This window comes from Halomonas sp. PA16-9, from assembly GCF_009728585.1.
GTDB classification, from domain to species: domain Bacteria; phylum Pseudomonadota; class Gammaproteobacteria; order Pseudomonadales; family Halomonadaceae; genus Vreelandella; species Vreelandella titanicae.
Window position 1 is genome coordinate 2,191,941 of record NZ_CP040451.1, and the last position, 23,479, is coordinate 2,215,419.

Annotated in this window: 27 protein-coding genes and 1 pseudogene; 22 read left to right on the forward strand and 6 right to left on the reverse strand. The window is 49.1% G+C overall.

Translation table 11 applies throughout. The features are described from left to right. Positions 1-194: 194 nt before the first annotated feature. The 4 genes from FDY98_RS10120 (at position 195) to FDY98_RS10135 (ending at position 3,695) form a co-directional block, all read left to right on the forward strand. The gene (locus FDY98_RS10120; protein ID WP_155705807.1) at positions 195-1,508 is read left to right on the forward strand and encodes a S8 family serine peptidase; all 1,314 of its coding nucleotides are present in this window, start codon (positions 195-197) and stop codon (positions 1,506-1,508) included. A 69-nt stretch (positions 1,509-1,577) separates the two neighbouring features. Beyond that, positions 1,578-1,817 carry a hypothetical protein gene (locus FDY98_RS10125; RefSeq protein WP_027959201.1) on the forward strand — a complete coding sequence of 80 codons (240 nt, stop codon included), beginning with the start codon at positions 1,578-1,580 and terminating at the stop codon, positions 1,815-1,817. 56 nt (positions 1,818-1,873) lie between these two features. Further along, entirely contained in the window at positions 1,874-2,359 is a 486-nt protein-coding gene (locus tag FDY98_RS10130; RefSeq protein WP_027959202.1) for a VOC family protein, read from the forward strand. Between the two features lie 190 nt (positions 2,360-2,549). After that, positions 2,550-3,695: a GGDEF domain-containing protein gene (locus FDY98_RS10135; RefSeq protein ID WP_231500666.1), complete on the forward strand. Its 1,146-nt coding sequence runs from the start codon at positions 2,550-2,552 to the stop codon at positions 3,693-3,695. On the opposite strand, the gene FDY98_RS10140 is transcribed toward FDY98_RS10135, so the two are convergent. The 3 genes from FDY98_RS10140 to kynA form a co-directional block, all read right to left on the reverse strand. Then, positions 3,690-4,256: an alpha/beta hydrolase gene (locus FDY98_RS10140; protein ID WP_340146878.1), complete on the reverse strand. Its 567-nt coding sequence runs from the start codon at positions 4,254-4,256 to the stop codon at positions 3,690-3,692. The genes FDY98_RS10135 and FDY98_RS10140 overlap by 6 nt on opposite strands. A gap of 208 nt (positions 4,257-4,464) precedes the next feature. Continuing rightward, on the reverse strand, positions 4,465-5,694 hold the full coding sequence (kynU, locus tag FDY98_RS10145) for a kynureninase (RefSeq protein ID WP_027959204.1): 1,230 nt from the start codon (positions 5,692-5,694) through the stop codon (positions 4,465-4,467). A gap of 83 nt (positions 5,695-5,777) precedes the next feature. After that, positions 5,778-6,614, reverse strand: coding sequence for a tryptophan 2,3-dioxygenase (gene kynA / locus FDY98_RS10150; RefSeq protein WP_027959205.1), 837 nt, complete (start codon positions 6,612-6,614; stop codon positions 5,778-5,780). A 337-nt stretch (positions 6,615-6,951) separates the two neighbouring features. Between kynA and FDY98_RS10155 the strand changes: the two genes are divergently transcribed. The 6 genes and pseudogenes from FDY98_RS10155 (at position 6,952) to FDY98_RS10180 (ending at position 11,668) form a co-directional block, all read left to right on the forward strand. After that, complete coding sequence (locus FDY98_RS10155; RefSeq protein WP_027959206.1) at positions 6,952-7,548, forward strand: LemA family protein; 597 nt, start codon at positions 6,952-6,954, stop codon at positions 7,546-7,548. 188 nt (positions 7,549-7,736) lie between these two features. Continuing rightward, entirely contained in the window at positions 7,737-9,527 is a 1,791-nt protein-coding gene (locus FDY98_RS10160) for a M48 family metallopeptidase (RefSeq protein ID WP_442907910.1), read from the forward strand. 34 nt (positions 9,528-9,561) lie between these two features. Then, positions 9,562-10,101, forward strand: coding sequence for a GrpB family protein (locus FDY98_RS10165; protein ID WP_027959208.1), 540 nt, complete (start codon positions 9,562-9,564; stop codon positions 10,099-10,101). Between the two features lie 104 nt (positions 10,102-10,205). Further along, positions 10,206-10,588, forward strand: a pseudogene (locus FDY98_RS27705) (VOC family protein). 50 nt (positions 10,589-10,638) lie between these two features. Continuing rightward, positions 10,639-11,397 (forward strand): LysE family translocator, encoded by a 759-nt coding sequence (locus FDY98_RS10175; protein ID WP_340146469.1) that lies wholly within the window; start codon positions 10,639-10,641, stop codon positions 11,395-11,397. After that, positions 11,348-11,668 (forward strand): DUF1330 domain-containing protein, encoded by a 321-nt coding sequence (locus tag FDY98_RS10180; RefSeq protein WP_027959211.1) that lies wholly within the window; start codon positions 11,348-11,350, stop codon positions 11,666-11,668. The genes FDY98_RS10175 and FDY98_RS10180 overlap by 50 nt, the downstream gene beginning before the upstream one ends. A 56-nt stretch (positions 11,669-11,724) precedes the next feature. Here FDY98_RS10180 and FDY98_RS10185 read toward each other — a convergent pair whose 3' ends face one another. Continuing rightward, entirely contained in the window at positions 11,725-12,426 is a 702-nt protein-coding gene (locus FDY98_RS10185) for an FMN-dependent NADH-azoreductase (RefSeq protein WP_027959212.1), read from the reverse strand. A 119-nt stretch (positions 12,427-12,545) separates the two neighbouring features. Between FDY98_RS10185 and FDY98_RS10190 the strand changes: the two genes are divergently transcribed. Together FDY98_RS10190 and FDY98_RS10195 are read left to right on the forward strand one after the other, a co-directional pair. Further along, entirely contained in the window at positions 12,546-13,451 is a 906-nt protein-coding gene (locus tag FDY98_RS10190) for a LysR substrate-binding domain-containing protein (RefSeq protein ID WP_027959213.1), read from the forward strand. A 235-nt stretch (positions 13,452-13,686) separates the two neighbouring features. Then, positions 13,687-14,202 carry an MgtC/SapB family protein gene (locus tag FDY98_RS10195; RefSeq protein WP_009286495.1) on the forward strand — a complete coding sequence of 172 codons (516 nt, stop codon included), beginning with the start codon at positions 13,687-13,689 and terminating at the stop codon, positions 14,200-14,202. Between the two features lie 108 nt (positions 14,203-14,310). On the opposite strand, the gene FDY98_RS10200 is transcribed toward FDY98_RS10195, so the two are convergent. Next, the gene (locus FDY98_RS10200; RefSeq protein ID WP_442907911.1) at positions 14,311-15,882 is read right to left on the reverse strand and encodes a DNA topoisomerase; all 1,572 of its coding nucleotides are present in this window, start codon (positions 15,880-15,882) and stop codon (positions 14,311-14,313) included. Positions 15,883-16,338: 456 nt separating this feature from the next. Here FDY98_RS10200 and FDY98_RS10205 point away from each other — a divergent pair, with 456 nt between their 5' ends. From FDY98_RS10205 to FDY98_RS26135, 9 genes are all read left to right on the forward strand, one after another. Continuing rightward, entirely contained in the window at positions 16,339-16,950 is a 612-nt protein-coding gene (locus tag FDY98_RS10205) for a hypothetical protein (protein WP_027959214.1), read from the forward strand. Between the two features lie 70 nt (positions 16,951-17,020). Beyond that, the gene (locus FDY98_RS26100; protein WP_196517954.1) at positions 17,021-17,419 is read left to right on the forward strand and encodes a hypothetical protein; all 399 of its coding nucleotides are present in this window, start codon (positions 17,021-17,023) and stop codon (positions 17,417-17,419) included. 59 nt (positions 17,420-17,478) lie between these two features. Further along, the gene (locus FDY98_RS26105) at positions 17,479-18,177 is read left to right on the forward strand and encodes a hypothetical protein (RefSeq protein WP_196517956.1); all 699 of its coding nucleotides are present in this window, start codon (positions 17,479-17,481) and stop codon (positions 18,175-18,177) included. A gap of 413 nt (positions 18,178-18,590) precedes the next feature. Further along, the gene (locus tag FDY98_RS26110) at positions 18,591-18,779 is read left to right on the forward strand and encodes a hypothetical protein (RefSeq protein ID WP_196517958.1); all 189 of its coding nucleotides are present in this window, start codon (positions 18,591-18,593) and stop codon (positions 18,777-18,779) included. Between the two features lie 125 nt (positions 18,780-18,904). Continuing rightward, positions 18,905-19,057 (forward strand): hypothetical protein, encoded by a 153-nt coding sequence (locus tag FDY98_RS26115; protein WP_196517959.1) that lies wholly within the window; start codon positions 18,905-18,907, stop codon positions 19,055-19,057. A 253-nt stretch (positions 19,058-19,310) separates the two neighbouring features. Further along, the gene (locus tag FDY98_RS26120) at positions 19,311-19,688 is read left to right on the forward strand and encodes a hypothetical protein (RefSeq protein WP_196517961.1); all 378 of its coding nucleotides are present in this window, start codon (positions 19,311-19,313) and stop codon (positions 19,686-19,688) included. After that, on the forward strand, positions 19,658-20,413 hold the full coding sequence (locus FDY98_RS26125; protein WP_196517963.1) for a hypothetical protein: 756 nt from the start codon (positions 19,658-19,660) through the stop codon (positions 20,411-20,413). Before FDY98_RS26120 ends, FDY98_RS26125 begins: the two co-directional genes overlap by 31 nt. Positions 20,414-20,460: 47 nt before the next feature. After that, on the forward strand, positions 20,461-20,826 hold the full coding sequence (locus tag FDY98_RS26130; RefSeq protein ID WP_196517965.1) for a hypothetical protein: 366 nt from the start codon (positions 20,461-20,463) through the stop codon (positions 20,824-20,826). 8 nt (positions 20,827-20,834) lie between these two features. After that, the gene (locus FDY98_RS26135; protein WP_196517967.1) at positions 20,835-21,440 is read left to right on the forward strand and encodes a hypothetical protein; all 606 of its coding nucleotides are present in this window, start codon (positions 20,835-20,837) and stop codon (positions 21,438-21,440) included. Positions 21,441-22,026: 586 nt separating this feature from the next. Here FDY98_RS26135 and FDY98_RS27710 read toward each other — a convergent pair. After that, a complete protein-coding gene (locus FDY98_RS27710) occupies positions 22,027-22,176 on the reverse strand; it encodes a helix-turn-helix domain-containing protein (protein WP_231500667.1) in 150 nt (49 codons plus the stop codon). A gap of 86 nt (positions 22,177-22,262) precedes the next feature. Between FDY98_RS27710 and FDY98_RS10225 the strand changes: the two genes are divergently transcribed. Then, complete coding sequence (locus tag FDY98_RS10225; RefSeq protein WP_027959217.1) at positions 22,263-23,411, forward strand: hypothetical protein; 1,149 nt, start codon at positions 22,263-22,265, stop codon at positions 23,409-23,411. Positions 23,412-23,479 lie beyond the last annotated feature (68 nt).

Genomic DNA, 23,479 nt, shown 5'->3' on the forward strand with positions numbered 1-23,479 from the left:
CCATGATCTATCCTCCTTCGTTTAAGCGCCCTGTATGTTTAAGGGCCGTAGCCTGAAATCGATCTGGCGAAGCATATCAGGTGCGTTAAGCTGAAATGGTGGATGTGGCATAGCTAGGCATGCTTTCCCTTGCATGGTGTCTATGATTCACCTATTCCATATCGCTTACCAGCTAAATGAAAAGGATGTCTACGATGGCGAAAAAACCGACAGGTAACGGAAAAGGCAGTACGCCAGCGGGTGAGTTACTCGCCACTGTTTCATGCGGCACCGAGAAAATTGCTAAGGCAGCCTTAGAGCGGGGCGGCAGTTGCCTTGAAACCGGGCGCTTTCTGATTAGCTATCGTGAGGGGCGGGTAGAAGAGGGCATTAAGTCGCTAAAAGCCCAGAAATTTCGCATCGCTGATGCGCGGGATTTCACCGATCAAGCCGTTAGCCTGGAAGATGCCGGAGATGCTGAGGCAATGGTATTTCCGGAGATTGGAGTAGCGCTGGTAGGCGGCGATGCCCTACAGCAGCATGGCATGAGTGCGCTGGGTAAAGTAGCCGCGGATAGTCCCATCGAAATTATTGAGCCAGAGTATTTCGCCTTTTCTGAAAATTCTGAATATCTACGGGGTTTTTTGCGGGCAGCCAGCACCATCGCTCGTGATCTTGGCGTTGAGCTGGATTTGGAAGAAGGCGAAGAGAACCTTGAAGAGGACGCCCTTCGGCCAACTTGGGGGCTAAAACGCTGTAAGGTGCCGCAAAGTAGCTGGAGTGGCGCGGGTATAAAAGTCGCCGTTCTGGATACCGGGATGGATCTTGGCCACCCGGATTTCGAGGGTAGGGAGTTCGTTACCCGCTCATTCATTGGGGAGCCGGTGCAGGATATCAACGGGCACGGTACTCACTGTATCGGCACGGCCTGTGGCCCCCAGGCGCCCGGTGAAAACACTCAGCGTTACGGGATCGCGTATGAGGCGCAGGTCTTCGTCGGCAAGGTGCTGACCAACTCGGGCAGCAGTACCGGGGCGGGCGTTCTCGCTGGCCTAAACTGGGCCATAGCCAACCGGTGTGAAGTGATCTCGATGTCGCTTGGCAGCCAGAGCCCGGTGCAGGCCGCCTACACCCATGCTGGTGAAGCGGCGCTGCGTAATGGGTGCCTCGTTATCGCTGCAGCGGGAAATTCTGCAACCAATACAGGGGCGCCTGCCAACTCGCCTACCGTGATGTCGGTGGCGTCTCTCGATCCGAACCTGAAGCCTTCCAGCTTTTCCAATCATGGCAAGATCGAAATTGCCGCGCCTGGGCGCGATATCTTCTCCTCATGGCCCCGGCCCACTCGCCATAAGACGATCAGTGGCACCAGCATGGCGGCACCACACGTGGCAGGCTGCGCGGCACTGTGGGCACAGTCTGATGCCTCATTACGGGGAAGGAAACTGTGGCAACAGCTAGTGGCTTCGGTGCAAGAGCTGCCATCGCCTGAATCCCGCGTGGGAGCTGGGTTGGTACAAGCGCCTTGATGTTGGGCGACGCACTGGGCAGGCGCTCCTTTCAGGCCGCCTAGTGCACTTACTAGGGAGGTACGCCAGATGCCAGCGGTAGCGCTATGGTTGATCACTATTTCCAGCGATCAACCGATAAATGAAATGGCCACACGTCTCAGCGCTGAAGGATTAAATATCCAGGAGGTGCTGGAGGAGATCGGTTGCATTACCGGCTCGGCTGACGATGCCACGGCGGAACGGCTGAAAAAGATCAAAGGCGTAGTGGATATAGCGCCTGATATGCAGATCGATATGGGGCCACCGGGCTCTGAGGAGACTTGGTAAGCTCGGTAAATATTTCACTGGGCTTAATGACGCTATGGTTTTAGTGGAGATGTGATATGGCAACCCCCGCAAAGAACACTGTTTGCCTTTGGTACGATGGTGGTGCAGAAGAGGCAGCACGCTTTTACGCTGATACCTTTCCTGATTCGTTTGTCAGGGCGGTTCATCACGCACCGGGAGACTTTCCATCGGGTAAGCAAGGGGATGTATTGACCGTAGAGTTTACCGTGATGGGCATTCCGTGCCTTGGACTCAACGGCGGGCCTGGGGTTACGCACAATGAGTCGTTCTCTTTTCAGGTCTCAACGAATGACCAAGCCGAAACGGATCGCTATTGGAATGCCATTGTTAGCAATGGTGGCGAGGAAAGTGCCTGTGGCTGGTGCAAGGATAAATGGGGAATATCGTGGCAGATAACGCCTGCTGTACTGATTAACGCCATTACCGACCCTGACCCTGCCGCCGCTAAACGCGCATTCGACGCAATGATGCAGATGAGAAAAATCAACGTCGCTGACATTGAGGCGGCGCTTCACGGTTGAGTATAGGACTGGTTGACTCTTCGTTTAAATTAAGAATATTTTGCAAGTCGGCTTGATTAGGTATTATGAGCATTGAACCTCAATATGTCACTTACCATTAGCCACGTCAGAAAATCCTGATCTCACCGGTGTTTCCCGGTAGGTGGCGGGTGGAGTAAAGCTATCCAGTTCCCGGAAGCAGGTAATGATGATGAGTAAGCATGTGCCAATACCCCCCGAATGGCAGGCCGATTTTCTGCTTAAGCAATTCTCGTTGTCGCACCGACTTGGCTACTCGTTGTCTGGCGTGGTGTTGGTGTTTTTACCCATTTTTACTATTTTGGACGCGACACTGGTCAGCTACGCTGATGGGGAGTTGATATGGAAACATATTCTCTTCCGCCTGCCCGCAGTTATTTTGGCGATTACTTTTTTGCTGCTCCATCATAAGAAAGACCCGGGCTTTTGGGCTTATCCGCTATTGCTGACGTTGAATCTTTCAATAGTGGGCATGATGGCTGCCATGTTTGTATTGCACTATTCGGAGCAGGGCGGACATCTTCTCTACATCACCCAGGGGCTAACCTTGGTCATTATTACTGTGGCTACAGCGACCGTCTACGGTGCTAGAGATCTGGCTTTGATATACGGCTTGCCGCTTACAGCAGTAATCGCTTTTATTGTTTTTTCAGGCAGCCCGTTTCCAGATAACCCCATTCATTTGGCCTTCATTCCCGCTGCGATAGGGATAGGTGTAGTCATTGCCACTATGCTTTACCAGGAACACCAGCGCACTTTTATTGCCAGCCAGCAACTTGAGCATAGCGCTTTGACCGACGCGCTGACCGGCTTGCCCAACCGGCGCTCGATGCAAACAGACTTGCAGGCAGAGTGGAGCCGCGCTAAGCGCGACGAACAATGTTTTGCCGTGTTGATGGCCGACTTGGATCGCTTCAAGGCTGTTAATGACCAGCATGGCCATGAAGTGGGTGATGAGGTGCTCACCATTCTTGCTACACGGTTCACTAATACTCTTCGGGGTGGAGACCGGGTTGCCCGCTGGGGAGGAGAGGAATTTTTGCTACTGATTCCAAACGCTACCGAGGAGAGCGCTATGGCCGTCGCCGAAAAGGTACGTCGAGCAGTTGCTGAGCCGCCCTTTGCCACCTCAGCAGGCAACTTGGCGGTTACATTGAGCCTGGGTGTTGCGCTTCACCGCCAGACCGAGAGCATTGACGAAGTGATCAGCCGCGCCGACAAGGCGCTTTATCGTGCTAAGCAAGAAGGCCGCAACCGTGCGGTACTGGCAGGCGATAGATTGGGCACGGTGTTTTCTGCAATTGCCTCAACCTCATAAAGCATCTAACACATCAAAGTGATCGCAGTTAGCTATATCCACGAGCTCGACTTGGGTATGGATAGTCTTTAACGCGGCAACAAAATCGTGTGCTTGTTGGCGGAAAGCGGGCGGATCGCTTTCGGCGATCACCACTTGGCATGAGGGTAGTTTGCTCGAATCGGCAAATATAGGACTTAACGCAAGCGCTTGGGGTGGAGTGAGCTCCAGCGCTTCGTTAACGTAGGTATCCACCAATGGTGTTAGGTCATAAACGCCGCTAACCAGTATCAACTTATCAATGGGTATATCACCACTGGTGGCTACCCAGTAGGCTAGCTGGGCACCGGCGCTATGGCCGCCTAATACAATAGACCACACGCCACCGTTATCCGCGAGGGCGTTGCATGCCGCCCCAATCCCCTCAATGCATTGGCTCACCATGGTGTTAATGGAGGTTTCCGGTGCTAAGCCGTAACCCAGGGAGGCGAAGGCCATACCACGGGCCAGGTAGCGTTCAGCCAGAAAGTCCGTCGCGGTGTTATCCAGCGCCTGCCAGTAGCCGCCGTGAATAAATAGCATCAATGGCCAGGGGCCCGCGGTACTTTCCGGGACGAACAGGTTGAGACGGGCCGCCGGATCTTCACCGTAGCGCAGGTAATCGGCTGGTGGCGTGCCACCAGGTCGATACCTAAAGCTGCCTGGCGCGTTAAAGTGGCTTCGAAATCCCGAGCGAAATGGCTCGGCGAGTAGGCGAGGTTCAGGGGTATTCAGTCATAACATACCTCTATTAGGTAACGGCATCACGCACATGAAACTGCGGATCCTGGTACTCACCGCTTTCCATTACCTCGCGGAAGTGCTGGGCGGCCTGCCAAACATCTTCAAAACTGAGATACAGCGGGGTAAAACCAAAACGCATTAGGCCGGGTTCCCGGTAGTCGCCGATCACGCCGCGGGCAATCAAGGCTTGAACGATAGCGTAGCCGTTTTGACTATCCACCAGTGATACCTGGCTGCCGCGCTCACTGGCTGATGGGGTTATATCGTCAATATTATGAGTGGTAAAAATATCGCTTAAACACTCTCGAAACAGGTCGCTCATTGCCAGACTTTTTTCTCTCAGCGCCTGCATGTCCACCTCGCTCCATAGGGCGAGTGAGGCTTCCAGAGCGGCGTAGGCAAGTGCCGAATGGGTGCCAGTGCGAAAGCGGGAAATATCCCCCGCTGGGGTGTAATCCGCTTCAAAAGCGAAGGGCGATGCATGGCCGTGCCAGCCGGAAAGCGGCTGCCAACCTTTGTCTTGGTGATCGCTATGCACGTATAAAAAAGCTGGCGCGCCAGGGCCGCCGTTAAGGTACTTGTACGTACAGCCTACGGCGTAGCGAGCACCGCAACCGTTTAGATCAATGGGCAGTGCGCCTGCGGAATGGGCCAAATCCCAGATGACTTCCGCGCCGTGGTCGTGCACCAGTTTCGTGGTGGTGGCTATATCGCGTAATTTGCCAGTACGGTAATTAACTTGGCTCAGTACCACCACGGCTACACCGTCGAGGTGTTCGGCCAAGTTGCCTCCTTCGGGCAGGAAGCGGTGCTCGGCGCCACTCACCCGGCAATAGCCTTGGGCGATGTAGCCATCGGTCGGGAAGTTGCCGCCTTCGCTAAGAACCGCCTGGCGACCCTCCTTGCCTTGGCCGAGGATATACCCCAGCAGCTTGAAGATATTTAGCGTGATATTGTCAGTGACGCTTACCTCACCGCGTTGCGCACCAATCACCGGGGCTAGCAGATTGCCCAAGCGTTCCGGAGCATCGAACCAGCCCTGGTTCCAGCCTTTGATCAGTTGGTCGCGCCATTGATCCAGAGTCTCATCGACCGCCTGTTTGGCGGCCTTCGGTTGAGCGCCCAGTGAGTTCCCATCAAGATAAAGCACGCCTTCAGGCAGGGCGAAATGGCTTTTAAAGTCTGCCAATGGGTCTTGGCGGTCACGCTCACGAACACTATCCAGGCTTACAGGCATATGGCTGCTCCGAAAAATTGTATGTCGCTGTTTTGAATATCAAGACGGTAGTTAAACTGGGTGCGCAGCAGCGCGCCAAGTGCTTATATCGTCGTCCGAACACTCCACAGTTCCGGGAAGAACTGAAGATCCAGCGCTTTGACCAGATAGTTCACCCCAGCCGTTCCGCCTGTGCCGCGTCTATAGCCAATGATACGCTCGACCGTTTTCATGTGGCTGAATCGCCAGCGCTGAAAGTTGAATTCGACATCCACCAATTTTTCAGCAAGCTCGTATAAATCCCAGTGTTGTTCGCTGTTGCGGTAGATTTCCGTCCAGACCGCTTCCACCTCGCTACTGGCGGTGTAGGGGATACTCCAATCGCGTTGGGTTTTGCTTTCCGGAATGCTGAAACCGCGTTTGGCAAGCAGCTGCAGCACGATATCGTAAAGACTGGGCGAGTGGAGGGATTCCTGAAGTTTTTGGTAGTGTTTGGGTTTTGATCTGTGGGCTTCGATTAGCTTGGCGTTCTTGTTACCCAACAGGAATTCCATTTCCCGATATTGATAGGACTGAAACCCAGAGCTTTGGCCAAGGCTGTCTCGGAAGCTGGCATAGTCGGCGGGGGTCATGGTGACCAACACTTCCCAGGCCTTGATAAGCTGTTCCTGAATTCTGGAAACCCGCGATAGCATCTTGAAAGCAGGGCGCAGGTTATCTTCTTGAATATGCGCTGCGGCACCATGAGCTTCGTGAAGGCAAAGTTTGATCCATAGCTCCGATACTTGATGGATAACGATGAAGAGTAATTCATCGTGTTCATCAGAAGCCGGATTTTGGCAAGCAAGCAAAGGTTCCAGATCCAGGTACTGGCCGTAGCTAATATCCTGATCCCAATGAATGGCTTCATTATCGACGCTGTTTTCTTCAGGAGTCGTCATTTTATTCTGCCTTGGTTGCTGTGCAATGTGTGGTTGTTGTCGTTTGTTTGCAAGCCTGTTCTTTAGGTTCACCTAAGTCCCAGAGTATACCGGCGGCGAGCTTCAGACCCTGCTCGATAATCGTTTCGAGCAGGTACTGATACGATCACAGTGTTTTATGAGAAAGGTGATCTTGAGCAATGCTATGTCGACATTCCCTTTCTCCCTAAGCTTGCAAAGTGATGTGTGAACGTCGGATATTGAACTTGGTGGCTACTTTTTTCACTAGCTAGGCATTCATTGTCTAGCTTTTCATAGACCGGCTTTTACTGACGAATGCCTACTATAAGGAAGAACCATAGTGCTCACTATCATCATCACCGTGGCGATCATCGCCGTTATCGCGTTTTACGTCATCGGTATCTACAACCGACTTGTGTCTTTGAAAAATCGCTTTGAGAACGCCTTTGCGCAAATTGAAGTGCAACTTAAGCGTCGGCATGACCTGATTCCTAATCTGGTAGAGACCGCCAAAGGTTATCTCAGCCATGAACGGGAGACGCTGCAGTCGGTCATCGAAGCTCGTAATACAGCCGCCGCTGGGCTAAAAGCGGCCGCGGCAAATCCAGGCAGTGCCAAAGCCATGGCAGACCTGGGCGGCGCAGAAGGTGCACTGACTCAGGCAATGGGGCGGCTCAATGTGGTCATGGAAGCCTATCCGGATTTAAAAGCCTCGCAAAATATGCAGCAATTGTCAGAAGAGCTAACCAGCACTGAAAACAAGGTGGCCTTTGCGCGGCAGTCATTTAATGATGCGGTGATGCACTACAACACCTATCGGCAGAGCTTCCCGCCGGTAGCAGTGGCTGGCATGTTCGGCCATGGGCAGGATGCCTCGTTGTTGGAGTTTGAAGACAGTGCCCAGATTCAAGTGGCGCCGACGGTGTCGTTCTAAGCTCAGGGAAAACGCGACATGGATTTTTTTACCGCGCAGGATCACGCTCGTCGTAAAACCGGACGTCTGGTTGTTTTGATGGTACTGGCAGTACTCGCCCTAATTGTTGTTACCACGCTGGCAATTGCCATCGCGCTGCATCTAATGGGGGAACAATCCGCTACACAAACCAATCTTTCTGCTCAGGGATGTGGTCGGCACTCTCGATTGAACTGGTCACTGGCGTTGCTATTGCGGTGTTGGCCGTCGTGGTGCTGGGCGGGCTATTTAAACGCAGTCAGCTAAGGCGTGGTGGCCGGGTAGTGGCAGAAGCCCTTGGTGGACGCGAGATCAATCTTAATACCCGTGATGCTGATGAGCGGCGTATTCTCAATGTGGTTGAAGAGATGGCGATTGCCTCTGGAACGCCAGTGCCCTCCGTGTATGTGCTGGAGGAGGAGAGCATCAATGCCTTCGCCGCAGGTTATCAAACCAATGACGCAGTGATCGGGATTACTCGTGGCACGATCCGAAACCTGACACGGGATGAGCTGCAGGGCGTCGTAGCTCATGAGTTTAGCCATATTCTGCATGGTGATATGCGGTTGAATATGCGCCTGATCAGCATCCTCCATGGCATTCTAATCATTGGCTTATTGGGCGGTACACTGCTGCGTAGTATGCGTTTTCGACGGGTGGGCGGTGGAAAACGTGACAACTCAGGCGCTGTCGTTTTAGCGCTGGGGGCGGCGCTAATGCTGATCGGCTACGCGGGTACCTTCTTTGGTAACTTGATCAAGTCGGCGGTTAGTCGGCAGCGTGAATATCTGGCGGATGCCTCTGCGGTGCAGTTTACCCGCAACCCTCAGGGGATTGGCAACGCGCTGGTTAAAATCGGCTCGCACACCCAGGGCTCTTACCTGCAAGCGACACAGGCGGCGGAATTCAGCCATCTGTTCTTCGGTCAAGGCGTGCGGCAGGGCTTTAGCCAAATGATGGCCACCCATCCGCCGATTAAAGATCGTATCAAGCGGGTCATGCCCGATTGGAATGGCCGCTTCGAAGTCACTTGGCCCATCCAGGAAGCCGAGAATGGCGCAACAGAACCAGAAGGCAACGGTGAGCGGTCTGAAGCGGAGCCCAGATTTGGCTCGGGAACAGCAACGGGAACGGGGGCAATGGCGGCTGTGTTAACCGGTGCCTCTGCTCAAACCGCCATTAACACCATGGGCCAGCCTGACCAGCGCCATCTTAACCAGGCTAGAGCGACACTAGATGCGCTACCTGAACGGATTAAAATCGCCGCCCATGAGCCCTATGCCGCTCGTGCTTTGATTTATTCACTACTGCTCAGTCAGGATAAGAAAATGCGTCAGCATCAGCTCAAGGAGTTGCATCAAGTTGCACTGCCAGATGTTTACCGTGCGCTGTTGGATTATGGCCCGGAAATGTTGAGGCTGGATGTACAGTTACGCTTGCCACTGATTGAGCTGGTGCTGCCAGCGTTGCGTTCGCTCTCAATGGAGCAGGCCCAGCATTTTCGCCTCTGTATGGAACGGTTGATCGAGGCAGATGGTCAGGTCAGCCTGTTGGAGTGGACGCTATATCAGTTGGTGTTGAATAACATCAGCAAGCAAGGCAGTGGGCCTGCAAACCTCAAGATAAACGACCTGCAGCGGGAGTGTCAGCTGCTACTGACGGTGCTTGCCACCGCCGGTCAAGATGACCCGGTTGAGATAAGCGCTGCGCTTAATGCCGCTGAGCGTGAGCTGCCATTCTCATTGAGGGCCACTGACGATATAAGTGATATGCGTGCACTCAGCCTGGCGGTTGAGCGCTTGCGACGTTTAAAGCCTTTGCATAAGCCCGCGCTGTTGCAAGCGATGGCGCGCTGTATTGAACATAGCGGACGTATTTTGCCCGCCGAAGCCGAACTGTTCCGTGCCATGGCCGATATTCTCGATTGCCCAATGCCGCCACTGTTATCAGATGAGGCATAGGCAGCCATTCGCGCTAAAGGGGGGAGCCTCAACCATGGATGAAACGGAATCTTTAAATCGAGCCATCCATGAGGAGGTCGCGCTGTTTCCATATGATGCGGCTTGGCCAACTCTATTTAAGCAGGAGCGAGACAGGCTGCTGGATTTATTTCCAGATGAGTTCCTAGCCATTGAGCACATCGGAAGTACCGCTGTTCCTGGTCTCTCGGCCAAGCCGATCATCGATATCCTGGCAGGCGTAGAGTCAATGCACCAGGCTGATGACTTGCTGGAGCCGTTGTGCCGTGCCAAATATGCGACATCATTAGCGTACAACGCTTCCTTGGTCGGGCGGCGTTGGTTAATGCGATGGGCCGAGGGGCGTAGGACGCATCATCTGCATCTTATGGTGTATGGCGGTGAAGAGTGGCATCGGCGATTGGCTTTTCGCAATAGACTGCGCGCTGATACTGAACTGGCGCAACGTTATGAGAAAAAGAAGCGCCTGTGGGCGGCGGAATTTACGTCAGACCGAGAAGCCTATACGGCGGCGAAAGGGGATTTCATTAAACAGGCGCTCAAGAATGCCTCTTAACCACAGCAGTCAATGTCGCGTCTGTTTTGCAGACCTTTCTACAGTAACGCTTAGCGCGTCAAATGAAATGGGAGGTTAAAGTGAAGGCTATCAAAACATCTCTAATGTTTGTGGGGGATCAGGCCGGTAAAGCCGAAGAAGCTATCAAGTTTTACACTTCGCTATTTGAGAACTCGAAAATCATCGATATCGAGCGTGTCGAAGCTGGGGGCATGATCCCGAAGGGGCAGTTAAGCTCGCCCGCTTCTCGATAAACGGCACTCTCTTCCTGGCAATGGATAGCTATTACGACCATCAGTTCAGTTTTACGCCATCAATGTCATTACACGTTGAGTGCGGCTCAGAGAAAGAAATAGAAGACGTATTTAAAGCATTGAGCGATGGAGGTAAGGTTTTGATGCCTCTAGATAATTACGGCTTTAGTGAAAAATTCGGATGGTTGAATGATAAATACGGCGTTTCCTGGCAGCTGAACCTTTCCAGCTAGCACGTTAACATTCTTTTAGCTTGGCAACGGAAAAATACAAGAGAGCGCTTATGTTTGAGTATACATTGCTGCACTGGATGACTTTTTTATCAGCGGCCGTGCTTTTAAACCTATCGCCGGGGCCAGATATTGCCTACATACTGGGGCAAACATTACGTAGCGGGCGACGACAAGGGTTTGCCGCTATGTTTGGGATTTGGACAGGAGCGGCGCTACACGTAGTAATGGCCGCAGTTGGTCTTTCGGCTATTTTAGCCACCTCCGCATTGGCGTTTTCGATTGTTAAATGGGTAGGGGCCGCTTACCTGATATGGCTCGGTATTAAAATGTTGCTGTCTCAAGGGGATCAGTTTGTCGCTGCAGAAAAGCCGGGTAACAAGAACCTCTCCGCTGTTTATTGGCAGGGCATGCTGGTATCAGCGCTAAACCCCAAAGTCGCTATCTTCTTTCTGGCTTTCCTGCCGCAATTTATCGTGGAAGGCGCTGGCCCAGCCGAGGCACAGCTTTTATTGCATGGCAGCCTTATTATTGCAGTTGCTGCCTTAATAGAACCTCCTCTGGTTCTGGCTGGCGCTAAGTTGGGTGCTTACTTAAAGAGAAAGCCACGCGTTGGTTTGTGGATGGATAGAAGCTTGGGGCACTTTTCGTCGCGTTGGGTGCACGGTTGGCAGCCAGTGCAAGGTAGGCTACGTGATGCTATTTTTACTTTTGAAGTGCTGGGGGCGGTGTCTCTTTTCGTTGAAATGGAGGATGATGATAATGCCTGCCTACGCCGTTGCTCTTATCCGCGAAACCCGATTCGATCCTGAAATTAAACAATATTTAGAAGGCATTGATGCAACCCTCGCACCATTTTCGGGCAAATACCGCGTGCATGGTGGGCCATACATTCCGCTTGAGGGGGCATGGGCAGGCGATATGGTGGTGATTGAGTTTCCTTCCATGGAGCATGCGCAAGGTTGGTATGACTCGGCTGCTTATAAAGCGATCCGCCCATTGCGTACCCGGAATACAGAGGGCGATGTGCTATTAGTTCAAGGTGTACCAGAAGGGCATAAAGGAGCGGACATCCTTGGGTAGCGATAGCCACTCCTTATACTTCAGCGTATTTACGATGAAAGATCATTAACTATAATTTAGGCCGGTTGAGGTGATGGCGTGCTTTCCAACACTACCTGCAACTCTTCAACAAGCGTTTCAACTTTCTGTATCGCGGCAGCAACCGATTTGGCCAATACCTCGCCGCCCACTTCCTGCCCTTCGATCGCGATGTAGTGAACGCGAGTGATGCCGATAAATGCCAGTGCTGTGGCCAAGTGTGGCTCAAGGTGGTTCATATGGGCCATTTCTTCACCTGGCGCCATATTTACACCGCCTCTAGCGGTGAGCACAACGGCATGCCTTTTTCGGTCTGTGAGCTTGGGTATGTAAGGGTCTATCGGGTTGGTGTCATCGAATTCTACCGTTCGGCCGGGCCGTACTACTTGGTCGACCCACGCCTTGAGGGCGGCAGGCATCCCGAAGTTGTAAAGCGGCGTTCCGATTACCACAATATCAGCAGCAATTAACTCATCAATCAGCTGGTCACTCTCTGTTAGTGCGTTCTTCATCCAGGATTCTCGGTGCTCTTCGGGAGCGAAGGCAGACGCAATCCAGTCGTGGCTAATAATCGACGGCGGGTTTTGACCTATATCGCGATAGGTAACCGTGTCTTGCGGCCGGCCTGATTGCCACTGGCTGACAAACTGATAAGTCAAATGGCGGCTATGCGAACCGTGGTTATCTGTGCCAGCAATGCCGGGGCGGGCGCTAGCGTCTATATGCAGGATGTGTGTCATGGTGGCCTCCTAATCTGAGTTAAACTCATCTATGATTAACAACAGGCTTAGCTTAGGCTGTGCCTTTCAGCCTGAACAAACGATCTTTTCTTGCAGCTATAGATGAGTGAAGCTCATTCATGAACCATCGCCGATTACCTTCGCTTTCAGCACTCCGAGCTTTCGAAGCCGCTGCCCGCCATGAAAGCGCCAAGCAGGCCGCGCAGGAGCTGTCGGTGACTGCCACTGCCATTAGCCATCAGGTTCGGGGTCTTGAAGAGGCGCTAGGCGTTACCCTATTTTTACGTAAACCCCGACAGTTGGCGCTGACACCTCAGGGCCGTGAGCTACTGCAGGTTCTGGAGACTGCGTTTGATAGCATTAGTCATGTTGTCGAGCGGTTGAGTGCTGTACCTGTTCGCCAAACCGTTACGCTCTCTACAACGCCAGCGGTTGCGGTGCGCTGGTTGCTGCCCTGGGTGTGTATGTTGCGCGACTCCCATCCAGATATAGATCTGCGTATTCATGCTTCGCATGAGTCGGTTCCTCTGGATGGGGTAACGGCAGACATTGCCATTCGCTATGGCGATGGCCGTTGGCCAGGGTTGGTCGCGGAAAAGCTGTTTGATAACACCTTTATCCCGACTTGTAGCCCACGCCTTGGTCTACACGAGGTAGAACAGCTACCGTTGCACCCATTGATTCACTTCAGCAGCCAGGGGGCCATATCATCACCACTGGATTGGGCGACGTGGCAGAAAGAAGCAAAGGTACCTGGGCTGGACGTGAGTGCCGGGCTGGTCTTTTCTGATGAGACCCACGCTATCTCGGCTGCCGTTGGGGAGCAGGGGGTAGCGCTGATGAGCCGCCAGTTGATTCAGGATGAGTTGGAAGAAGGGCGCTTGGTACAGCCCTTTGGCCCAGAATTCGAGGGCAAACCGTTCTTTCTGGTCTACCCAGAAAGCCGACGGCATGACCCAACCATTCAAGCGATCAGTGATTGGGTTTTGGCGGTGCCGGGTGGGTTGTGTACGTTGATGAATTGATAGTGGAGGTGACTTTTATACCGTTATCTTATAGGCAAGCTACCCATCCACCTTACTGACTTGGTTAACAGGCCACGCTGCTGGATGACCTTCGAAGCTTCGCTGTTGTTCAAGGAGCTTCTAAAGTGTATCTCCGAGCTGATGCTCGTCCTACTGCAGGTGAGAAATGCTGTTTCCCCTGAATTCAACTCATAGTATTTAAGAGCCGTCGCTCTGGCAATCAAGGAACGAAACGATGGAAGTAATTATTAATACTATAATATCCGAGTTTTCGGATTTTAATGACCTGAGTGAATTCATCATTGTTGTGATTCGCTTGCTGTTGGCGGCTGTACTAGGCGGTCTATTGGGGCTCGAGCGAGAGCAGAGAGGCAAGGCCGCTGGAATACGCACCCATATGCTGGTCTGTATGGGGGCGGCTTTGTTTATATTTATACCTCAGCAAACGGGTATCTCTGATGCGGAAATGAGCCGGGTCATCCAAGGCGTTATTGCTGGCATCGGTTTTCTTTGTGCTGGCACCATCATCACCCGAAAAGATGAAAAAGGCACGTCAGGGCTTACCACGGCGGCAGGGGTTTGGTTGACGGCGGCAATTGGCATAGCCGTAGGCCTAGGACGCGAGCAGACGGCGGTTTTGTGTACGCTGCTGGCCTGGGTAGTCCTCTATGTAGTGCCTTTCTTTTCCGGTTCAATCAGCAAGAAAAAGTCTTCGTCCTTGGGCGATGACGAAGACAATACCGATATTTGATGGGAGCCGAATGCAAAAACTAGAGGGCGTGAATGAACAGAGAGTTAACTCCTCTGGTAAGGCCTCGCCTTTTTATAATCAGGGAACTACATCCAGACGGTATAATTATTATTTGTTGGAAGCCTTCTTTCTTCCACTGGGGCTTTTCGTTCTTGCATAGCTCTTTCTCGGCTTACCCGTGCGTTTCGGCGGGCCACCGGCCTCACCCTGGGCGGTTTGCAGGCTCTGCCTGAGCTTGGCAGCGTCACTGTGGGTGAGCAGGTCGCGTAAATCATCCAGCAGCGCTTGCTGAAACGCGCCAGGGTCGTCCTGCTGTTCGGAAATCGCCCGTAGGCGTTGTTCCCATAGCGCAGTGCGTTCAGGCGTGCTTACGGCGCTGGGAAGGGCGGCGATTAGGGCAGTGCCAAGCTTGGTGGCGCGCAGGGCTTTTTGCTGGCGTACCAGGTAGCCGCGCTGTACCAGGGTTTCGATAATGCCCGCCCGGGTGGCTTCGGTGCCCAGGCCATCGGTGTCGCGCAGGGTGCGGCGTACTTCTGGGTCATCCACGTAGCGGCCGATGTTCATCATCGCCTTGATCAGGCTGGCATCGGTGAAAGGCTCCGGCGGTCGGGTTTCTTTCTCCTCGACGACTGCGCCAATAGCCTGGCATGCTTCACCTTGGGTCAGCGGCGGCAGCGGTGGTGTTTCATCCCGAGTAGTGAATAGCGGTTTCCAGCCGGGGTCGAGAATGCTTTGCCCGCGGGCGCGGAAGGCTTCATTAAGCAGCGTAAATTCGGCTTTGACTTCGAAGGTGCGCAGAGGACGGTAGAACTGAGCCATCACGTTGCGCACGATCAACCGAAACACATGGCCTTCGGTAGCGGAGAGCTGGCTGAAATCAGCGGGTTTTCCGGTCGGTGCGATTGCGTGGTGGGCACCGACCTGCTTATCGTTCCACGCCTTGGAGCGCAGGGTAAAGTCTGCTCCATTCAGCCACTGCTGAAGCGCTTCATCGTTCTGGCAGGCACTGGTGAGGCTGCGCTGAGCAAGCTGAAGATGCTCTTCGGGTAGGTAGCGGCAGTCTGAACGGGGGTAGGTGATCAACTTGTGGCGCTCGTAGAGCCGCTGGCAAATATCCAGCACCATCTGCGCAGAGAGCCCGTGGCGGCGGGTGGCGTCTACCTGAAGAGCAGAGAGCGAGTAGGGCAGTGGCGGTGCCTGGCGTTTCTCCTGCTGGTCGAGCTTGGTGAGTTGCCCTGATGCGCCGGGTAACTGAGCCGCCAGTTCATCGGCGGGCCTGCGGTCAATCAAACGGCCTTGAACGTCAAGGGGTTGGTGCTCTTTGGGCACCCACCAGGCGCGCAGTTGACCTTGGGCAACCTTGAGATCCACCCATAGTGGATAAAACGGATGGGGCACAAAATCACGGATGGCGTTATCGCGGCGCACGATTAATCCCAGTACCGGGGTTTGCACACGGCCGACAGAAAGCACACCGTCGTGCCCCGCTTGTCGGCCGGTGAGTGTCCAGGCACGGGTTAGGTTAATGCCATACAGCCAGTCGGCGCGGGAGCGGGCCTGGGCTGCCTGAAACAGCGGCTGGTATTCGGCGTTGGTGCGCAGCTTGGCAAGCGCCCGGCTCACTGCAGGTTTATTAAGGTCACTGATCAGCAGCCGCTGTACCGGGCCTCGATACTTCATGTACTCGATAACTTCCTGTACCAGCAGTTAGCCCTCTCGGTCACTATTACAAGTGCCAAAGCGTGAAAAAATGTAATTATCTGATTTTATTGATGATTGTATCATTTCACACTTTCAGTGACTTTCCATAAAAATGGCGGTTTGTGTCAATATAACGAGAACTGACAATATCATCAGGTTTTACGATTCTCTACCCCTAAGATCCTATCGTAATTCGTAGGTTTTGTCGGTGTCAGCGTAAAAACAGCAGCAACTGCCTTCGATATCTATAGTAGGATAGATATAGAAAAGCAGGATGAATTACGGTTATGTATTCAAAGAGTTGGAGCACATTCGTGATTAAGTCGAAATATCAGTATATCTTGACCAATCAAGGCGGTAGCCTTCCATTGAGGCTTCGCATTCATTTCGAAGCTGTGCGTGTTGGCAGCGTTATGGAATTTATGAGGTGGTGAAATGACACCCGAGATAAGGCAGAAGTATCTGTTGTGGCTCTATCAAAACCCGGGTCAGCACAGTATTGATGAACCTGCAAAGGTACTCGGCTTACCTAAAACTCAATCAGCGCATGTAGCTAGGTATCTCATCTCGGAAACTTTGGCTCAAGGAGAAACGTGGGCGTTGATCGACGACTCTTGGGATGGATTTATAGAAATCGCTTCAACAGGCATTAAAGTGATAGAGAACGATATTCCGCACAACGAGATTATGAGGCCCATTACCAACAATACTGTGGTTCAAGGGAACAATTCCGGAATTATAAACAACAATACTGCCACAGGACTTGCGACGGTGAGCATTTCTGTATTCAATGAGCAAAGTGTACTTGAGCTATTTCAACAACTTGAAAGCAAAGTCAGAGAGCATGTCATTGATAAGTCTGATCAAGACAAACTTGCTGATAAGCTCGACGATCTCAAGAACGCCTATGAGGGCAATGATAAGCCGTCATTTTTAAGACATTACCAAGATTTTGTAGGTTCAGCCTCATCTCATATAGCGCTTTTTGGCGCGTTGGCTCCAGTGGCAATTCCAGCACTCCATGCTCTTGCATCGGCCATCTCATAACCAGAGTATAAGCCGACGGCCACGCTGAGATTTGGCCGTCGGCTTATACTCTGCTCTGGGTGGTGCTTGGATGCTAGAATCAGACTTTGTTGATAAGCTTTCTGCTGTGTATTTGCCGGAGCTGATCGAAAAATTTCGATCTGATAATCGGCCTCACTTTGATACTCACTGGAAACTCCGCAACGAGATTAAGCCATCAGATCTTTACTGTTACCTGTACGGTAGATTTGGCCCTCCGAATGGAGTACAGAACCTCCTGCGTGGTGATCACTCTGAGAACCTAATTCACTGGGAATGGGCTCTTGAGGCCTACGGTCGTGTTGTGCTGGTGCAAGGACATAATTTTCGAACTGAGCTGTGGGTCTCAGGTGAGGAACTGCCGTCTGCAGCGCTAGACCAGCTGGTTGCAGATATTAAGGCAACCTTTCATCAATATGGCCAAGCCATGGGGAAATTCGCAAGTCTTTAGAGCATTGGGTGGAGTTCATCAACCCCTATTATCGAATTCGAAGTTCCATTGAATGCCTGATGTCAGAAATTCAAGCACTTGATCTTGAAGGTCAAGCATCTCCCCTTGGAGGCATTGAAGAGTGCGAAAACCCCTCTGCATGGTCAAAAGCTTGGGATCAGCAGGCAGTCATCATAGCTAAGGCAACAGGTTTATGCTTCGGAGCAAGATCGATGCTACCTGTAATGGCTGAAGCATTCGTTAATCTAGTAATGTACCTGTTAATGAAGCCTGCTCTGAAGAAGGATGATAGGTTGAGAGAGAATCTTATCAGGCAACCTATCGATGTCCGCATCAAAAGCCTGTCACACAATTGCGTCGGGTTCGTGTCAGATATCGATTACAAGCATGTTGCCTGTAAGCGTTATCACTCACTGGTTAACGAAAGAAATGACTTGCTTCACGGAAATGTTGTCATTGAAAAGCTTAAATTTAACGAACTTTACTTCAATGGCCGAGTTCCTATCTTTGATAACTACGCCTCAATGTGGGAGCGAGCTTTCGGTGTTGCCAAAAAGTCAGTGGGGCTGGATCTCTTGCAAGATGAGTGGCAAGTCGTTGAGAATTTTATAGAATATGTGATTTCCTGCCTCGACGAGAAGAAGCAAAAGCAAATTCATATATTTTTCGGACGTCGCGATTTAGGAATGTGCCTTTCGGATGGACATCTAGGATTTTATTTTCTGGACAATTGGTCGATATGGCTCCTGGGCCTATAGTGCCAAGATGAGTACCCATCAATCATTTGCTGCTGACGTCGCATCAATGCCGGGCGGCTCGAAAGAGTTACAGTCTAGACTTGATACGAAAAAATGTCATTTTAATTTGACTGTGAATGCTCCCTGTGATCATGCCTTATATAGATTAATACTGTTTTTTACGCATACAAAATAGCATAAAGTAAATTGAATGCGTAGCAGTTGTGCATCATGTATAATAGCTATAAATAGTTACTATTAGAAAAATATTTTATACAATATCCATCAACTGGTAAGCATGAAAATATTCTATAAGGGGGGGGTATGGATTTAGAAATTCACCACGTAAAAGAAGCGTATCTTTATTTAAAAAGTTACGTCTATCATGAAAATCTGAATTTATTTTTCTTAAGCAACGTCTTGCTGAGTTTGAGGTGCGTGAAACTGATCTTGATCAGATTTTTGCATCAATTTCTGAACTTATAAATAACGTTGAATCATTTGAAGACCACGAATTTAATAAATGGTTGACAGGTATCTCATATCATTTGCTGCCAAAACAAGTAGAAATGAAAATTGATTATGAACAAAAAAGAATAATGAAAGAAACGGATTATTTATAAGCAATGTTCGTGATTCCAATAAATATCAAGTATCTAAAGTCAATTATTTAATTAGCGCTCCTATAGAAATTCATGTTATTGAAGTTTTGTGGTGCCTTTTTGCTGGCCCTGCACTTGAAAGTTCTATGAGTAAAGATAGTTATGGAAATCGGATGCATCCTGAAGCATTGAAATATGTAATCGGTATTCATGAGAAAAAAAGTAAAGAAGTTTTAAAAGATATATACACCAATATAATAAGTGGCGTGACCAAGCAATCCATTGCGCAACTGAAATAGCAAAAAATGGTGATAATGTTGCGCTGCTATCGCTTGATTTAAAATCCTATTATTACCATGTAGACTTAAACTTTAATAAAATTGGAGATGCTATTAAGCAATATTATAATGATGATTCAGATATAGGTATCTTAGCATTAAATCTTAATTTTTTATTGGAAAAAATTTATATTTGCTATCGGAATGAAATATTACCGAGAATAAAACAGACACATGTAAAGTGTAAAGATAAAATGGCCTACCAATAGGTTTTATGTCATCAGCTATTATTGCCAACTGGTATCTTTCAGATTTTGATACTTGTATAGGTGATAATGTTCGACCTGTATATTATGGTAGGTACGTAGATGACATTATTATGGTATTTAAGAATCCTAAGTTTGATGTGATTGATCCGGTTGGTTCATTTATTAAGCACTATCTTGATAAAGCTCTGGCTGAGTCAAGTGAAGGAGCTGAGTATGTTATTAATGTGGATGGCAATGAATTGCCAATGCAAAAAGATAAGCTCATATTGCAGTATTTTGACAAGGAGCATAGCCGGGCCGGACTAGAAGTTTCAAGAAAGAGCTTGATGAACGAAGCAGTGCGTTTAAATTCTTGCCAAATGATCATATCGATAATGAATTAGATCATTTTGCTTATGATATTTTATATGATGGATCTGCAAATAAATTGCGAAGTATAGTTTGGCTTTCGGAAAATGAAACTGAATTGGCCAAATATTTATCCAGCCACATAACTGCACATAGATTATGTAAATTGGATAAACATGATTCTGTTCTTCCTCAAGTGAAGCAATTCTTTAAGGGGCAAAATGCGCTGCAATTCTCTCGACTATGGGAGAAAATATATCAATATGCAGTAATTACTTGTAATTACCGATTTGTAGATTTCTTTTATGACTATATCAATAATGAAATCTCGAAGATTGATGTAATTATGCCCAATAAAAAAATACGCACTCAAGTCACAACAAAAAAATTACAAAAAGATTTAATATCTTATAACCAACTTTCATTAGCGCTTACTGTTGGGTTGTTAGATATTAAAAGTACGAGTGGGAATCTTGACTTTATATTTACTGAAAATTTTGCATTCGCTAAGCCGAAGCGTGAGCTTAATAAGTTGATTTCTTATGGTTCAGAGTTACACTTTTTATCTTGGAGTTTTAGATACTCAAATTTAGTTAGGCATCATCTAGTTGCTTGGCCTCTAGCTAATTATTCGCAGCATAATGGTGATTTAACAAGTGAAGAAGACTTTGTTTGTGATTCTAGCCTCGAGATTGATGAAAGGAAGAAAATTATTCTCCAAGATTCATTCACTTTGATGAATGGCAGATATTCTATTTAGGAAAATATCTTGATTTTAACAATCCAGGCGGTGGTTTAAATGAATGGATGAAAAAAACCATAAACGAATGTGGAACTGATTTTTTTAATAATAGCTCAGTTATCTCATTTAAATCTAGTCATGATGGTGATACTGGTATTGTTAAATCTCATTTGAATATTGGTGGTAATGATAAGAAAAATAATCTTGCTGTCGCTATTGCTAATATCAAAGTTCACGAAGAAGATATTGTTTCTGCGATAAGAAAAGATTCAAGCCCAAATCTTAGTTTCGATAGACAACAAAAATTATATGCAATACTAAATTCCGCTTTAAAGGAGAAAGTTGATTTACTAGTTATGCCGGAGGTTTCAATTCCTGTTAGCTGGTTACCCTTTATGATTTCTTTGCAAGAAGACATCAAATTGGTTTGATATTTGGTTTGGAACACTGGGTAGCTAACGATGTCGCTTACAATATAATTATAGAGGCATTGCCATTTAAAATTTCAGGTATATATAAATCTTGTTTTGTGGCTGCGCGAGTAAAAAACCACTATGCTCCGGCTGAATTAGAAATGCTTGAATCAATTCGATTAAAGCCAGGAAATCTTTCCTTGAAGCCAAGTTTTTTGTATCACAAAGTATCCTGGCGTGGTGTATCCTTTGCTACATATAATTGCTTTGAACTCTCTGATATTACTCATCGAGTTCTATTTAAGTCAGAGATAGATCTTCTTTTCGCCTGTGTTTGGAATAAAGATACTAATTATTATCAACATATTTTTGAGTCGACGGTTAGAGATTTACACTGCTACACTGTGAACGCTAACACTTCTCAGTATGGAGGTTCTTGTGTGTTAAGACCTACCAAGACAGATAGCAAAGTAATGCTTTATGTGAAGGGTGGTGAAAATACATGTGTTCTAACCACAAATCTAGATATTAAAAAGCTTAGAGATTTCCAATATAAATCAAAGCCTAGCTCAAAAGATTACTTTAAGCACTTACCCCCTGGATACGATAGCGAGTCTATTCTTTCTAGATGAGGATGATATATTTAGATATTGAAGAGGAAGAATATTGTGCTCGATATAATCCAAACCTAACTATTAATGAGGGATTAGTGTGAGTTTCCGGCGACGAATTTATTGAATTAACTTAGATGGCGTTTCTTTGCGTTTGATTAAGTTAGTACATTATGTAGCGGGCTTGAAGTCCCGCTTTCTCTGATGCGTGTAGCGGTACCCTGGTTCAAAAAGAGCTCTGAGGGAAGCGATGAGTCGCATTGATTCAAAGCCAGTTAGTTTATTTCAATTTAGCACAATATGCGTTGCTCATAGTGCGGCGCCCAGTTGTTGCTTGCATAAAAAAGTCCGACTTGTATCTTCTCGTTCTGGATATAATTTAAGTCGATTAATAGTGTTCCTAGATCGCTCCCTGTTTGTTGTGATTGCGCGACATTGAATTACGATCAATTGCGACATAGTGATTCTGATCAAGTACTAAGGTGTAAATGGCCGATTTTATTTAATCGACACAGTTACCTTGGTAAAGGGCAGGTAGTAATTTCAGTGCGAGGAAAAAGATCCGCGACCTCAATGCCTAGCGCGTCGCTAATCTGGTAGATTTTAGTCAGGGTAATGTTTTTTCACCGCGCTCGATGTGACCCATGTAACTGTGATTTCCCCCGGCCAGTACCACCATGCCTTCTTGAGATAATCCTCTATTTTTACGAATTTCTCTGACCCTCTGGCCGAACGCCACCAGCTTCTCGTTCCGCATTTATTATGCTCCACCCAAAGGATGGAACTATCACGGAGCACTGGATACAATTCCATAGACTATGATTCCCATTTGGAGCGGCCTGTATGAAGTTGGAGATAATCACCGATGATGAGCAGGGCGCACGTATCTGCTGGGAGTACTGGAGGCAGTCTGAAGACGGCGAGTTTGTCTTCAAAATTAGCGAAATCGCGACCGCTAATTCAATGAAAACACACGTGGTCAGTAAGTTCGTCGAACAGCACGCTTTCGTATGGCTGGAAGATATCTGCTGTGGGCGTTGCAGGCAGCCGTACCGCTTTGGTACTCGAAGCCAGTATCAAGACCGCCGATGGCTTCGGGAGCGGGTCTGTAGTGCATGCTTGGAAGCCGAACGACAAGCCATCGCTGATAAGAAGCAAGAGTTGCTACTGAAAATGCGGCAGTCAGCGAAAAGCAACGTACCAGACGTAGCAACGCTAGATCTAAAGAGCAAGATCTATCTACTAGCGGCGATTCAGGCGTTAGGCGATGAACAACTGGCTACCATAGAACCACTTAACGATTATCCCGCTTGCACGCTATCTCCTGACCCAGTCTATGATCATAAGGTGCTCCAGCATTTGATTGATCATAACCTATTGCTAATTTCCTTGGATACACGACTTGAGGTGGTTGAGCTTCATGAGGATGGGCAGTTTAGTGTTTATCTTGGAGCGAGCTCGTTTAGCCTTTCATTTGACGCTGACCAGGTTATTGCACTAATCAATGAGTTTTTTGATGAGGAAATCGTGCAAAGCGTCAAGCAAGCGCCGGAATTTATTGCGCTATGCAAGGAAGTCCAACTGAACGAGTGCATTGGTTTCTTGAAGGCTATGCTTGAAAAGCATCAGCTGTACTTGTCTCCGGGAGAGAAAAGCCGTCAGATCATCAGCAGATGCCTAGAGCATTTTAGTGTGGCTCAGATCTACAACTTCATTTGGCGGGCCACGAAGGACGCAGCTGCTTATTACATGCGTAGCCCTATCAGCAAGCGGCAGGCAGCTAATTCGGTCGTAGGGAATATTACGCGAAATTTGGAAAGTGCTTTGGCCAATGAATGGGATGTAAAGGCATACCATAGAAATTATAACCTTCCGCAGTCCTCACTGAGTCGCGTCATATTTAATATGATTCTGGGCACTGACGACGGCGGATTTGATTACCGATTAGCTGACGTTTTTGAAAAGAGTGGCCTTTACGAAAAGAGTGTTTGAGAAAGAGTCAATATTGCTCCGTGCGTCCTTGAAATGCACACAGGACGCCAACCATATACACATTGAAT